The organism is Latilactobacillus curvatus JCM 1096 = DSM 20019, from assembly GCF_004101845.1.
In the GTDB taxonomy this organism is placed as follows: Bacteria; Bacillota; Bacilli; order Lactobacillales; family Lactobacillaceae; genus Latilactobacillus; species Latilactobacillus curvatus.
The window spans coordinates 702148-716344 of the sequence record NZ_CP026116.1; the positions used below are offsets into that span (position 1 = coordinate 702148).

The following is a 14197-nucleotide window of genomic DNA, read 5'->3' on the forward strand; positions in this document are numbered from 1 at the left end:
CCCTCTTTCAAAAATAACCGCCCTATTTAACGTAATAATAAGACGAGGTGATCAAAATGAAAGTTTTAAAATTAAATGATTTAGATTTAAACGTCGCATTGGATGATCGAATGATTCAAATTTCTGGTGCTCAGGACACAACATTAATTTTCAAAAGTAAGCTATTAGCACACTATTGGTTCTTCAATTTACGGGCTTTAGCTAAGATTGCGGATCGCTATGCGATCCAAATCATGTTTGAGACAGAGAACTACAAATAATCTGCCCTATCGATATAAAGCCACAAAAAAAGAGCTGATTACTCAGCTCTTTCTATCTTAATTGGGTATATAGGTTGTTTAAACATGATTTGCCACAGTTAGTTATGGTTAGCAATATTGGTAAACCGGGGTTTTTAGGTTAAAAGCACTTGCTACAATTGGCTATAATTTACTGATTACGTAATCAAAAACGTAATCAAAAATAACGTCACTTTTTACGTATCTTAATACGAGGTGATTAATATGCAAGTAATCGGAATAGAAGAACTTGGTCTTTTTGTTGAACTAGAAAATTCAACTATTAATATAGTAGGAACTGAACATTTTGGATTAGAATTCCAAAACGAAATACTAGCTGGCATCTGGTTTCAGACGTTACTCGATTTAGTGGAGACACTGCCCGAGTTTACGCTATAATCTAGTTGGGTATCAAGGAGGAATGAAGATGGTCGCTTTAGATTTAACTGGGCAAAAGTTTGGTGAACTAAAAGTAATCGTCAGAGATGGCAATATTGGAAACCACGATGCGTGGCTGTGTCAATGTTCATGTGGCAATCAAACCACTGTTCCGAGTAACAAGCTTAAATCTGGTGCTATTGTGAGCTGTGGGCACTTAAAGCGCGATGTAAACCACACAGGATTAAGGCGTGGATATCAGAATAAGAAGAAAAAAGGCGTCGCCACCTTCCTGTTAGATTCGAAACGTAAGGTTAGATCGGATAGCTCAACTGGTATAACTGGGGTAAAGGTGGTTAAATACCGCGATGGCTCGATTCACTACGCCGCTGAAGTTACTGTTAAAGGTAAACGACACCGTATTGGCACCTTCCCAACTGTTGAAGAAGCTGCTCAAGCGAGACGAGCGGCAGTTGATGCACTTTTGAATGATTTAAACGACTGAGCCCTTTCGAGGGCTTTTTTATTTAATTAAAATATTACGTATTTTTTTACGTTATTACGTTGACAAGATTACGTAATTACGTTATACTTAGTACATAAGTTAAGGGAAGGAAGTTTTAATCATGACAATCAACAAATCAAAGCTATTCAAAACAGCTTGGCAAATGGCTAAAGGATCAGCAAAACGTTTAGGCGGTAATGCTGCTGAATACTTATCAGATAGTTTAAAACGTGCTTGGAAGAGCGCTAAACAAGCAGTCGCAGACGTTCAAAGCTCATTAAATTCAAGCTCACGTAAGTTTGACGGCGATAAAGATGTCATGGGCAAAACGGTTACTTTCAAACGCTTAGACAGCATCCGTGATACATTCTATGGCCGTGTAGCAGAATTCATCTTTGAAGATGTTAAAGGCAATATTTTTTTATGGTCAACAAAATTGAATGGCTTTGTTGCTTCTAAATTACAAGAAGGCCAAGTATACACAATTGATTTCAAAATTAAGAAACAATTAACTGACACAATCGCAGATATTAACTATGTTGGATTTTCAAAATAAAAGGAGAACGCAAAATGACACTATTAGACAACTACTTAAAAGATAACCGTATTACACAAGCCATGATCGCTAAATTAATGAACAAACCATCATCATCAGTGGCAGCAATTATTAACTCAAAAGTCGATATTACAGAACAAAATAACATTAAGGCGATTAGAGCTATTGCCGATATTCTAGGCAAAACGCCTGGCGACATTTTAAACGAATTAATTAAATTGGAGGGATTAAGCATGGCATTCAACGAAGAACACACATTCACAATTTTAACAACGATCTGGAACGACGACGACTCATTATTTAGCGACGAGGTATATGAATACGATGAATTTGAAGAAGCATGCGTAGCGTTTGAAGATTTAATCAAAATTAACAGACTTGACGAAAAAACCACCTTTGATTTATCTGTCGATGACGACATTGTCATGAGCATCACCCTTCAAAACAAGGACGAAATTACAGACAAATACACGGACAATTTAAACTTATTACCATCCGAAATTAAACCCGCTCTTTTAAAAGTAGCCCAAAAATATGAAATTAACGTTGCTTAAAAAGCCATAAAAAATAAGCCTAACCCCAATTAAGGAGTTAGGCTTATTTAGTTGCTTATTTAAATGCTCCCCACGCATTACCACTTGGCCACTCACGTACTGGCAAGTAAATATGCTGGCCATTGTATACGTGATGGATCCATGTATAGTTACCAACTTTTGCCCATGAATCGTATGGCCATTCACCATAAGCTGGTAAATAACCGCCTTGCTGTGCGCTTGTGCTTGGCGCGCCGACACGATTCATGATTCGGGTGTCACCATTAACGAATGTGCCGTTTTCGGGTGTAAATCCTGATGGAATATTGCTTGCTGCCGGCTTTGGAGCTGGTGCTACAGGTTGTGTTGGCGTCGATGCTGAACCACCATTAGCTAAGCGTACAACTTCATTAACGTCTAACCCGCCAGGACACGCCGTAGACGTCACTTCGTTGTGGGCTAACACGTGCTGACGGTCACAAGGAATACCATAGTAGTCGCAGATATCACGTACTAATTTAGCGGTATTCGCCACTGTTCTAGGGTCAACTGACCAACTAGGTGCGCCAGTAGAATTGACGTTTTCAATCCCGATTGAACGTTCGTTGGGATTGCTCATCTTAGGTACGTCAGAACCACCTGTACCGCCACAGTGATAAGCTGCATATGTTTCTTCAACACAACCAATAATCTCGGTTGGAGTAACTTCATAGTGCGCCGAAGTCCAATTGCCCGAACTAGTATACCATGTGCTCATAGCCACATTCTTGTTGGTTGTCGCGTTGTGATGGATAACAATCCGATCAATACCAACACCATTGCGACTGCCTCCATACATTGGATTTGGGTTTTCGCCCGTAATTAAATTGCTAAAACGTCTCGCCATTATTTTGAACCTCCTAAAATAGATTTAATTGCATCATAGCCGCCGGCACTTACTAATCCAGCAATCGCGCCACCAAGTCCAGCGATTAATAATGTTTCGAATTGACCCGGCATTGCGTAGAACGCGGCAATTCCAATAATAAAGCCGACTACCATATCAATCAGTGGAAGCCACCGATTATCAATCTTTGTTTGTTTAATCCCCCATGTTACTAGGCCGACTAATACGGCCACCATTGCAATAGCGCTTGCCATTGCTGCTTGAATAATTTCAATCATTTTTTGTCACCCTTTCCGTGTGGAAAATATTTGTGTAATTTTGCTACCATTTCATCTTGAACCAAGTTAAATAGCCACATCGGAAAGTATTTCGACCAGCCCAATGCAGCTATATTTCCTAAAAATGAATAAAAGTTTTGCCAAATAAACGCGCCCGTAAAAAAGGCAAAAATAAAAGACTCAGTCTCGAAGACAAAGTCCAGAAAAATTGAGCATGCACATATTACTACAATAATAAAGTCTCGCATTAAAGCATCAATACCGGCGTGGCTCGTTCTATTTTTTACCGGCGACTGTCTAGCCAAAGTCGTACCTGTTAACCAATCTAGTACGAACACCAGAATTAAAATTCCAATCATAACAGCATGGTCAATCGTTGGCGTATCACTCAACACCCATGTGGGGATTGCAACGGACACACCGACCAAGAAACTATGATCATTCACCATTTTGTCTATTAATCTTTGCAAACCATGCTATTCCTCCTTCTATTCTTTAACCGCCGTTGCCTTAGCTAACTTAGCCCGCGCAATCGTTGTAATGTCTTTCTTAGTTAAGTCATCAAAAGTCTGATCCTTAGTTAAATCTTCGGCGGTAACCGCCATATTTGCGTTGATGTAATCTGAACCACCTTGTCCACTTAGACTGACCGTCACCGATGTTGTATTGCCTTCACTATCAAAGTTATAAGATAAACTTGTTGTTCTAATATCCATTATTTTTCGCCATCCTTTTCAGTTTCGAAAACCATCTCTAGTTGGTCCATCAATAAATCGTAGGCCATGCCATCGACACCGTTAAATTCGCTAGGATAGTCGATAATGGCTTCATAGAGCGCCTTTAATTTTTCGGAATATTCCGTGAATTCAATCACTGCGGTTTCGGATTCCATTTCTTCAGCGATTTTCTTAGCATTTTCCTCATTTTCAGGCAAGTTTTTACCGTCTTTGTCTTTTAAAAGTTCGCCATCTTTGAAATAAGGATCTAACGCTTCTTTACGGTCGTCATTATATTCGTCGATTTTTACCATTAATAACTTAACTAGTTTTGAGCGTCCGCGGCTGGCTTTGCTCTTTAGATTTAATGTCCCTAAAAAATTACCTACTGCTACCATGTCTTTATTTTTAAATGTAAGTGTTTTAGTCATGCTGTTTTTTCCTCCAATTGTTGTTTTAGTGTTTCAACTTCATTTTTAAGTTTCGCAATTACCGGGATTAAAGCTGGCCCGATACGGTCGTAATTAATTCCTTCAAGTTCGCCATCTGTTCCGCGGACAACCAGCATTTCAAGCCCAGCTTCCGCCAAATCTTCGGCAATCATCCCGAAGTTGCGCGTCGGTTTAATCTGATTAACTGGATCATCTCGATAACGTTTAGTTTCAGCAATATCAGTCCATGTCGCAGTTGGCAACTCTAGCAACTTCTCTCCGTAATTAGAGATGTTAGTTCGAACAATATCGGTTTTATATTTAGAGGCTGACGTGGAACGGACAAGCGCGCCATCTTCGGAAACGATAACATTCGCCGAACCACTGGCTGTCTTTGAGTATGCCGATTTAATGTGTACATACTCGGCGTATAAAGAAATTCGAGAGCCAGGATCACTAGTAGTCATATGATTACCATCCGCTGTTGTCCCAACGGCAATAAAAGGCGGCTGTGTCCATAAATTCATAAAGAATTCATTGCCAGAACTAATTATTGTTGGGCCAACACTTCCTATTTCTAGATGTTTTTTGTCAATTGCAATCCCGGATTCCTTAACTGACGAGAACATTGCTAATGGATTGTAACCTGGTGTCCCAATCGTCACGCCTTCTGTTCCTTTAACAGCTAAGCCGTTAACAGTGAAGAAATTGGCGTTGTATTCAAGCGACCCATATTTAGGCTGGTTCGAAGTACCTTCCAACCAGCCGTCATTTAAAACAAGCTTGCCATCTTCAAAATAAAAACCACTTTTGTACTGGTTGATAACCGCCATTGTACCCTTGCTGATGTCGATGTTTAGATTGCCATTGGTTGATTTAATCGAACCTTTCTGGAATACAACTTCCCCGGTATTAAGATTCAAGCTTAAATTAGCGCCCTTTAAAGTCCCCGTCGTAATGTTATCCGCATTAAGGTTAATCACATTCACGTTAGCAGCATTAAGCGTCCCAGCGGTAATCTTATCGGCTTTAATGTCTGCAATCATGGCATCTTTAATCACTGCGTTATCAATTGACGTTTGCCCCGTGATGTGGACCTTCTTGCCGTCAATTAAAATGCTTTCTGGACTGATGTTAATTTGGTTGACTACGTCGCCCGCTTTAACGCGGAGATTAATGTCGTTTTGGAGCTGAGTAAACTGACTAGATGTTGCTAAATCGTTTTGCGATGGACTATACGGATGTGCAATTGAACCGTCCTCAATCTGCACATTGTCTATTACTTTCCAGCCTCCCGATAAGCTGTTAGCAACCCAACCAAATCTCAACTTTGTAATTGTGGTATCAGTGCTTAATCTAAACACCTTTTTATACCGTTTCCAGGCACTCTGATCTGACATGTCATGTGCGGTATGTTCCATCATAATACCAAAAATTATGTTACCGGCATTATCGACCGCATAATCACTAGCAGTTGTCGCTGATCCTGCCGCAGAATAATCATAAGAGATAACATAATATTGATTTGCTTTAATCACAATCGGGTTTGGCAATGACCAATACCATACTTTATCGTCATTGACCTCAGCCGGCATAGCATATAAGTAAACAGCATAATTACCTCGTGGTAACGGCCGATTACCGAGACTATTATTATAAAATTCCGGTAGACCATTTAATTTGCCGCTCTCAAACCCTCCATCGTATAAAAGGTTTGTACCTCCATTACCCACATTGGCGATTGTTGTCGTAAATTGATCTGACAGTTGAGTGTATTGAGTTTGTGTGACCGCGTTATTGGCCGTCACTTGCACGCCATTTAGCGTTTGCTGTAACTGAGTATATTGGGTTGTTAACCCATCTTTAACACTTGATATCTGGCTCGTTAGGCTGCTATCCGTTAAATCAAGTTGTCCTTTTGTCCACGTTTTTGTGGCCATATCGTTTGTGGCGTTTGCAATGTTATTATTTAACGTATTTTCTGAGGTCGTGATCGATTGCTCAACACTTAAATTAATCTGGTCAGCAGTGCTTTTAATCTGCGACTGCGTCCATGTTTGTGTGGCATAGTCGCCCAAAACGTTGGTTAGTTCTGTCTTACTTACCGTCAACTTAATCTGGTCAGCTTGCAGTTTGATTTGAGCTTCCGCGTTGGTTACTCGCCCGCCTAGCTTATCGACGTCTGATTGGCTAGCCTTTAGCTTGATTTCTTTGCTGTTAAGGTCAATGGCAGCAGTATTATTTGCCACCGTACCCTTAATCGTGTCGACGTAAGTCTGATCAGCCTTTAATTTAATAGCATCTTTATTTTGATTGATAAGTGTACCTTGGCTTGTAACAGTGCCTTTTAACGTATCAAACGTAGTCTGGCTAACCTTTTGTGCAAGCTGCCCATTAATGTTAGTGACTTCGGTTTTAACCGTTTGGTCTAACTTAGTAACGTTATCCAAGGCATTTTTAGCATTGGTTAAAGCTGTGCCCGCATTAGTTAGGGCTGTCGTTGCATTCTGAGTGGCAGCCGCCGCATCTGATTTAGCTTGTGTCGCCGTGTCGTTCGCAAATCCCGCTTTGGCTACTGCGTCATTGGCACCATCTACTGCCTTGTTAGCCGTTTTTTTGGCTTCTTCGGCTTCTTTTGATGCTTTGTCCGCTGCGTCTGCCGCGTCATGGGCATCCTTGGTCGACAAAATAAAGACCCACTGGCCGTTAATCCAATGATATAGTTCGGTATCTTCGCCGTTAGGCATATACCAGGAATCACCCTCGCGAAGTTCACTAAGATGACCAAAAGTCGGGTCATCTGCCCCGTACCAATTTCTATTTTTCCCATTGGCAGATAATGCTGCATTGTCTGCGCTGTTTTTTGCATCATTAGCGGCATCTTTTGCATCAAGAGCAGCATTATTAGTGTTATTAATAACATCGCTTAAATTCGTCTTTAACTCGCCTAGTTCTAATGAATCGTAGCTATCAAGTAAAACATTCCACACAATTCTACTAATTTTAGCAGTTGTTTTTATCCCAAATTTTTCAAAAGCGAAAGGAACTTCATCGCATAAATCGAGCTCTTCTAGCGGTGCAAATTCTTTATAATTTTCAGTTTTAGATAAGTCAACAAAACTAATTTTAGTAGAAACAGTCGGTACACCTACGTTATTGCTTTTGATATAGCTTTTAGCAAATTCTGCTAAGCGTTCAACAGTGGGCTTTTCATCGGTACTAAACTTATCGCTGAAATCTACAACTTGAATTTTTCGATTTGGAAAATTATTTACATATTCGGAATCTACAACTAGATCGGGAATAGTTAAAATCTTCTGCTCCGAAGTGTCGCCATTTTGTACGGAGTAGCTAGCAAATGGATATATTGAAGTATAAGTGTTTGTAATATTCTCTTCTTGGTCAAAATCTGTAATATTACGCCCATATGATAGCAGCGTATTTGAAACAGTTCCACGATGTCTTAATAAACTAATGTTCAGATTGTCAAAGCGATATTCGCCGCCCCAAACGTCAAGAATTGAACCTTGAACACCGCCTAATGCTTGGCGTGCATTCTGCACCTTGTCAATCGTCCAACTTGTCGTATTCTCGGTGGTGATATCACTATCAACGTGAATTCTATTAGAGTCTATGATGCCGTTTAGCCATTGAGTCATAGCTACATTTCCGCTACCATTAACCGTTAAATTTGGTTTGAGGGCATAATCAGCAGTTATATAACTAATATGTTCAGCATAAATAGAGTAAGATAATCCGTCGTTCCCCATGATGCGATTAATCCGCTTGATTACAAAGCGCTGGTCCTTTAATTTATGTCCAGCATCTACTTTAAGAATACGATTCTTAGCGATTAAACTAGCCCGAATCCCATCAACCGGATATTGCATTTCTAGAATAAACTGTCCATTTCGTTCTTCAGTTACTGTCGCAACTGTGGTATCAACTAATGGTCCGAGCCCTAAATTGTTAAAATCAGTAGCGTTAGCTTCATATAGAATAGGTACACTCAAGCTATCACCGCCCATCTTGGCGTAATCTCAACGGTAGCCGAACCCGTCCAACTGATTTTATTGTTACCCACAGGAATAGTGCTAAAGTTCGAGTACAATTTATCAAACTGCGTTCGCTTACCATCGAGACTAGTTGCTGTCTGTGATTCACAGTCTAGAATGATTCCTTGATCAACCTTACGTAAATCAAATTCCGTACTGCCAATCGTAAGCTTAATATCGCCAGAACCAGTAATTTTAATCAATGGTTTTGCTGATAATGTACCTTTATTTGTTAGCGTTTGTCCGTTTTTAATTGCTAAGGTTGATTGTCCTTCGTCCAAAAACTTATTCGGTTGAATTAGAAAGTTTATATCTACGTTGCCGTAGGTTTTACCTAATCTTTCAATGCTCAGTCCTCCATCAATTTTAGCGATATAGGTAAACCCTGGGTCTTCTGACCAAGTCAAGTTATGCCAACCAACGTCTGATAATAACCAATTCGCTATTTCGCTTTCAGCCTCTTGTATACCTGTTTTTGAATAGACGTTGCATTTAAAAACTAAATTTGCGCTTTTATATCTTTTATTACTCATTGTTAGAAAACCATCGCGCCCAGGGATTTCTACATTGGCATCATCGAATGTGGCAGAATTTATGGTTTGTCCTTTTAAAAAAGCCAAACCATAATCGTTTGACTTCTTTTTGAGATATTCAAAATAATTTTTAACCATTTAAACGCCCCCTTTGATTAATTTGAGTCTGCCAACCAATTTCTTGCATTGTAGTTCGAATGTTGTCGTTTTTTACAATTAATCTATTATCACTATCAACATCAACCGTTAGCTTGCCACTTAACAACATGATCATCTTGTCAAGTTTAACTTCAACATTTTTTAAATCTGCCGCTTGAGAGTTGTTATTAATAACAACATTTGTATCTTGATTTATAGCACTGGCTTTCAATAAAGTACCCAAAGCACGAGTATTATTAGCAGTACCATTTTTAAAATGTGGTATTGAGCTTAGAATCCGTTTTGTCTTATTAGCCGGAATAACCGTTGAGCCCTTTTTTAAATTAGGCAGGAATACATTTCTACCGGAAAAAAGCAACGGATTGCCGCCTTTTGGAATGACCAACTCTTGAAAGTTTGCGCCATTCTGGTCATTGACAACTGCTGGGCCCCCAGGTGCATTATTTGTCCCGTTAGCAAAGAAGCTTTTAATCTTCTTTTCAACCGTTTCAAAAACAGTTGTTAACGTCACTTTATGATCTCGTTTCCAGCTAAATCTATCTACAGCAGATGATGCAGCATCTGCTGGACCTGATGCATTATCATGCGCTTTAAGATATTTCGCCCCCGGATTATTCGAGCTAAACCCGTTCAATTGAGTATTGCTAGCGGCTACTACACTACCTAGTCCAGCATCATGGCCTTTTAATCCCTTGCTTGGTGGGTTGTTACCTTTCAAGCCATTGATTTTGTCATTACCCGCATTAATTGCTGCCGCTAAGCCGGCATCATGACCCTTCAGCCCTTTGCTTGGTGGGTTGTTACCCTTCAAGCCGTCAACTTGTGCGTTGCCAGCAGCAACTGCCCCTGCTAATCCGCCATCATGAGCTTGCAGTGGTTTACTTGCAGGATTGTTTGTCTTGTAGTTGTCCAATAAGATGCCAGCATCAATTAATTTCTGCCGAGCATCTGTATTATTAATTAATAGATCTTTTTGTTTTTGTGGAAGATTGTTCCAAGCGCCATACTTAACAACCATATCCGCAAGTGCTGGTGCACCTTTAGTGTTTAAAATAGCGTTCTTTTCAGCGTCAGATAGACCTTGCCATACACCATATTTATCTAAAATATTAACTAAAGGTACAGTTGCCTTATCTTTAACCAACGCTTGCTGCTCTTTGAGCGTCAACATGTTCCATTGACCACCCTTTAAAAGTAAATTAGCAATCGGTGACGCATCGCCGTGCAAGATAGCTTCTTTTTGCTCTGGTGTGAATTGGTCCCAAATACCGAACTGTTGAATGATATCAGCCATTTCCTTATTACCCTTAACAGCAACAATGGCTTGTTGTTCTTTCCACGTCAGATCATCCCACTTACCATTCGCGAGCGCGGCTTCACCAATCATTAACTTAGCATTGCTGCTTAAGTTAGCATGTTTCAAATCATAGGTGAGTTGGTTCCAACCTTTTTGCGATTGGGCAGCTTTGTTAACTTCCTCTTGGGCGTTGGTTTTGACCTTGCCAGTTTTAGGGTCAAAGATTAACTTATTCCATTGTTCATTTGCTTTAGCGGTTGATTTTGACATGTTAGCAGTATCTGCTGCAACTATCCCGGTACTATCGGACATGTTTTGGCTTTGAGTTTTAACAATTTTAGCCGCTTGTTCGTACGTATACCCAAAATTTAATAAATCTTGAGTAATTTGGTCTTTTGACTCGCCATTAGCCTTGGCAAGTTTGAATACAGACGCAACCATACTTTCTGTAGAAGCGTTGTGCTCTGCTTTTAATTGCTTCATGTACGCACCGTACTGTTTGGCAGAAATTGTATTGTCTGAATATGCCTTTTTAATTGTCGCTGCTTGTTTTTGATAAGCTTTTTCTTCTGATCTAAATTGACTTGTTAAATCATCAATCGCTTTACCACGTTGTTGATGATTCATCGTATCAATATCGCCATTTAAAGCAGCTATTACAGATTTCTTAGCCTTGCCACTAATTTGTAGAAGCTTAACTTCATCAGCATTCATACGTGTACGCCCATTAAGTACGATGGTACGTTCATCATCGGTTAGTTTTGAAACATCGCCATTATGTTTTTTGAGTACAGTTTGGATTAACTCGTTTTGTTTCCTTGCGTCCGCTAAAATTTCTGCATTTGCTTTTTTGCGTTGTAAAACATTTGCCTGCGCATCTTTCTTGGCAAAACCAGGTAGGTCATTAATATCATCTTCCATTTTTTTAATGGAGTTATTTGAATCTGTGACCATCTGCTCATACATGTCAGAAAAATTAGAAGCTACTTGTTTAGTTGTTGTTTTTGTTTTCCCGTTAAAGCCTTCGAGCGCGGTAGAAGCTTGCGTTGAGAATCCTTGCATTTTAGTTAGCGATTTATCAGCAGACTTGCCAACATCAGTCCCCCAACGTGAAGTTCTATTAGCAGATTCCACAGCTTTCTTGCCCCAAAGTTCCCAAACAGCCACACCAGCGCCGACGACTGCAATTGTTCCTAATACATATGGATTTAATAACGACAATCCACTACTAAACAATCCTGCACCCTTACCGGCACTATTTAAAGCTGTCCCAGCGCCTTCAATACCCGACTCAGCCGCTTTAGAAGTTCCTGAAACACGGCCAAGCATTGTAAATAATTTACCGAGTTTCGAATTAACAGCACCAGTTACTGTAAAAACATTTCCTAAAGTACCTGCAACTGGCCCAATCGCAGCTGCAAACAACGCCCACTTAATAATGGATTGTTGTGTCGCACTGTCCATGTTTGAGAACGCTTGTACCATATCGGTTGCTTTTTCGATTAGAGGCGTCAATGTTGGCAATAATTTCTCACCAAATTCAATTCCTAAAACATGGATTGACTCTTTAAACCGTGCTACCTTGGCAGCTTGCGTATCATTCAATTGATCAGCAATTTTTTTGGTGGTGCCGGCTGAATCCTGTGCACCCTTGGTGTATTTGCGTAATTCGTCACCGCCAGCAGAAATTAAAGCGTTCATTCCGGCTTGCGCTTCAGTACCAAATGCCATTGCAATTGATGATGCGCGTTGTTGGTCAGTCCAACCGGCAGTATTGGTTTTAATCTTATCGATAATCTCAGGTAAGGTTAATGTACCTTTTTTAAAGTCTTCAACTGAAATACCCATTGCTTTAAATCCAGCAACGTTTTGTTTAGATGGTTTCATTAACCGAGTTAAAGCACCACGTAAAGCTGTACCAGCAACCGAACCTTCAATACCTTTATTACTCATAATCCCAATCGCAGCAGCCGTTTCTTCCAAGCTAATTCCGGCGGCATGAGCGGATGGTCCGACATAAGTCATGGCTTCACCCATATCTTGGAAACCTGCAGCTGTAGCATTGGCGACATACGTTAAACTATCGGTTACACGGCTTGTATTCTTAAGCATCCCAGTTGTTGACTTTGTTTTTAACCCGAATTGTTCAAGAACAGATGTCGATACGTGCATAACGTCATTAAAGTCATCGCCAGATGCCTTAGCAGCGTTCAATACAGCAGGCATAGCGCCCATTGTCTGTTGAGCTGTATAACCACGCTTTACCATTTCGGTCATGCCATCATTAATCTTGTCGGTTGAAACACCGAACTGCATCGCCCACTTTTTAGACGAGCTACTCATCTGGTCTAACTCTCCACGAACAGAAGCCGTAATCTTACCGCCGTTGGTTAATAACGGGCCAAGCGCACTAATCTGTGAGTTGAAATCAATTGCAGATTTAGCAGCAACTGTAAAGCCACCTATGATTGGTGTGGTGATGCCAATTGTCGCTTTTCGACCTAACGAAGTAAGCTTCTCACCTGCTGTGGTGGTGGCATTGCCAAACTTAGTTAGCTTTTCGCCAGCTTTAGTCCAGCCACTGTCTTGAATAGCAATCGTTCTAGCGGTAGCTTGCATCTTAGATTCTAATCTTGAAGTAGACGCCGCTGTTTTGTTGTACTCGTTTTCCAATCGAGAGAGCTTATTTTTTTGCTCATCAGTCGCGCCGTTTACGTCTTTAATGCTCGATTTATAACTTTCAAACTGACCTTTTTGTTGGGAAAGTAAGGCGTTATACTGCTGTAACTGTTTGCCCATTGTGGCATAGTTAGCTTTTAAATCATTAATACTTTTGCCGCTCGATTTAATAGCCGTTTCTTGCGCTTTAACCGCATTACCAGTAGCTTTAATCTGTTGTTGCAAAACACGTGTCGATTGCTTAAAAGGATTAATATCAAGCGAAACAGTACCCGAGATGTGTCCTAAACTTCCTGCCATTTATTATTTCCTCCTTTCTAATGAAATAAAAAAGGAAAGGCCTTATCAATTGGCTTTTCCTTATCTTCTTCTGGTTCATTTAACTTAACGATTAAATCTAGATCGTCAAGTGAGAGGTTTAAAATTTCTTTGATTTTGTAACCAGCGTTATTCTGTAAACTTTTCATCATTGAAAAGTAGCTATTAATAGCTTCTTGAATATCCTTGCTGGTTACGCTCTCTATAAATTTTCGTCTTCACCACCTAGCGCTTGTTCAACAAATCTATTAACAGTGGCGATATTCTTGGGGTCTAATCCCTCGTAAGCTTCTTTCAAAGAAAATTGATTGTCGAAAAATTTAGACAAGAATTCGCAGATGTCACTTAAGTTGTCCTTTAAATCTTTAGCTGTTTCTGAATCTTTTTCAGCACGTTTTTGCTGTTTTAATTGAAGTTCCAATGCTAAAAGCGTGTCCGCCAAGCTGAGCGGTTTCGTACGTGTAAATTTTTTAGTTTCACCATTAATATTTAATTCAATTTCCATGTGTAGAACCTCCGTTAATTAATCCATCCACCAACCAACTCAAGAGAGTGAGTGTGCTCTTAATTCCTATTTACTAGCTGTTTTAAGCAC

The 14197-nt window shown here is 40.0% G+C and carries 15 protein-coding genes; 5 read left to right on the forward strand and 10 right to left on the reverse strand.

The annotated features are described in order from the left end of the window. Positions 1–56 precede the first annotated feature (56 nt). From LCU_RS03730 to LCU_RS03745, 5 genes are all read left to right on the forward strand, one after another. Positions 57–260 (forward strand): hypothetical protein, encoded by a 204-nt coding sequence (locus LCU_RS03730; RefSeq protein ID WP_054644438.1) that lies wholly within the window; start codon positions 57–59, stop codon positions 258–260. Positions 261–503: 243 nt separating this feature from the next. Continuing rightward, a complete protein-coding gene (locus LCU_RS09910) occupies positions 504–677 on the forward strand; it encodes a hypothetical protein (RefSeq protein ID WP_164905617.1) in 174 nt (57 codons plus the stop codon). 28 nt (positions 678–705) lie between these two features. Next, on the forward strand, positions 706–1161 hold the full coding sequence (locus LCU_RS03735) for a hypothetical protein (RefSeq protein ID WP_056967185.1): 456 nt from the start codon (positions 706–708) through the stop codon (positions 1159–1161). Between the two features lie 121 nt (positions 1162–1282). Next, entirely contained in the window at positions 1283–1717 is a 435-nt protein-coding gene (locus tag LCU_RS03740) for a hypothetical protein (RefSeq protein ID WP_128486096.1), read from the forward strand. 14 nt (positions 1718–1731) lie between these two features. After that, positions 1732–2271 (forward strand): helix-turn-helix transcriptional regulator, encoded by a 540-nt coding sequence (locus LCU_RS03745; RefSeq protein WP_128486097.1) that lies wholly within the window; start codon positions 1732–1734, stop codon positions 2269–2271. A 55-nt stretch (positions 2272–2326) separates the two neighbouring features. On the opposite strand, the gene LCU_RS03750 is transcribed toward LCU_RS03745, so the two are convergent. The 10 genes from LCU_RS03750 to gpG are packed head-to-tail and all read right to left on the reverse strand — an operon-like array spanning position 2327 to position 14107. Further along, a complete protein-coding gene (locus LCU_RS03750; RefSeq protein WP_081038319.1) occupies positions 2327–3136 on the reverse strand; it encodes an N-acetylmuramoyl-L-alanine amidase in 810 nt (269 codons plus the stop codon). Further along, positions 3136–3414 carry a phage holin family protein gene (locus LCU_RS03755; RefSeq protein WP_056966358.1) on the reverse strand — a complete coding sequence of 93 codons (279 nt, stop codon included), beginning with the start codon at positions 3412–3414 and terminating at the stop codon, positions 3136–3138. Before LCU_RS03755 ends, LCU_RS03750 begins: the two co-directional genes overlap by 1 nt. Beyond that, entirely contained in the window at positions 3411–3884 is a 474-nt protein-coding gene (locus LCU_RS03760; protein ID WP_056966357.1) for a phage holin family protein, read from the reverse strand. Before LCU_RS03760 ends, LCU_RS03755 begins: the two co-directional genes overlap by 4 nt. Before the next feature lie 18 nt (positions 3885–3902). After that, the gene (locus LCU_RS03765) at positions 3903–4130 is read right to left on the reverse strand and encodes a hypothetical protein (RefSeq protein WP_054644603.1); all 228 of its coding nucleotides are present in this window, start codon (positions 4128–4130) and stop codon (positions 3903–3905) included. Next, entirely contained in the window at positions 4130–4561 is a 432-nt protein-coding gene (locus LCU_RS03770) for a DUF1617 family protein (RefSeq protein ID WP_056966355.1), read from the reverse strand. The genes LCU_RS03765 and LCU_RS03770 overlap by 1 nt, the downstream gene beginning before the upstream one ends. Next, a complete protein-coding gene (locus LCU_RS03775) occupies positions 4558–8589 on the reverse strand; it encodes a phage tail spike protein (protein ID WP_081038318.1) in 4032 nt (1343 codons plus the stop codon). The genes LCU_RS03770 and LCU_RS03775 overlap by 4 nt, the downstream gene beginning before the upstream one ends. Next, complete coding sequence (locus LCU_RS03780) at positions 8571–9287, reverse strand: distal tail protein Dit (RefSeq protein WP_056966351.1); 717 nt, start codon at positions 9285–9287, stop codon at positions 8571–8573. Before LCU_RS03780 ends, LCU_RS03775 begins: the two co-directional genes overlap by 19 nt. Next, complete coding sequence (locus LCU_RS03785) at positions 9280–13584, reverse strand: phage tail tape measure protein (protein ID WP_056966349.1); 4305 nt, start codon at positions 13582–13584, stop codon at positions 9280–9282. Before LCU_RS03785 ends, LCU_RS03780 begins: the two co-directional genes overlap by 8 nt. A 17-nt stretch (positions 13585–13601) precedes the next feature. Beyond that, entirely contained in the window at positions 13602–13754 is a 153-nt protein-coding gene (locus tag LCU_RS09915) for a hypothetical protein (RefSeq protein ID WP_155519249.1), read from the reverse strand. Between the two features lie 50 nt (positions 13755–13804). Further along, positions 13805–14107, reverse strand: coding sequence for a phage tail assembly chaperone G (gene gpG, locus LCU_RS03790; protein WP_056966346.1), 303 nt, complete (start codon positions 14105–14107; stop codon positions 13805–13807). Positions 14108–14197: the final 90 nt, after the last annotated feature.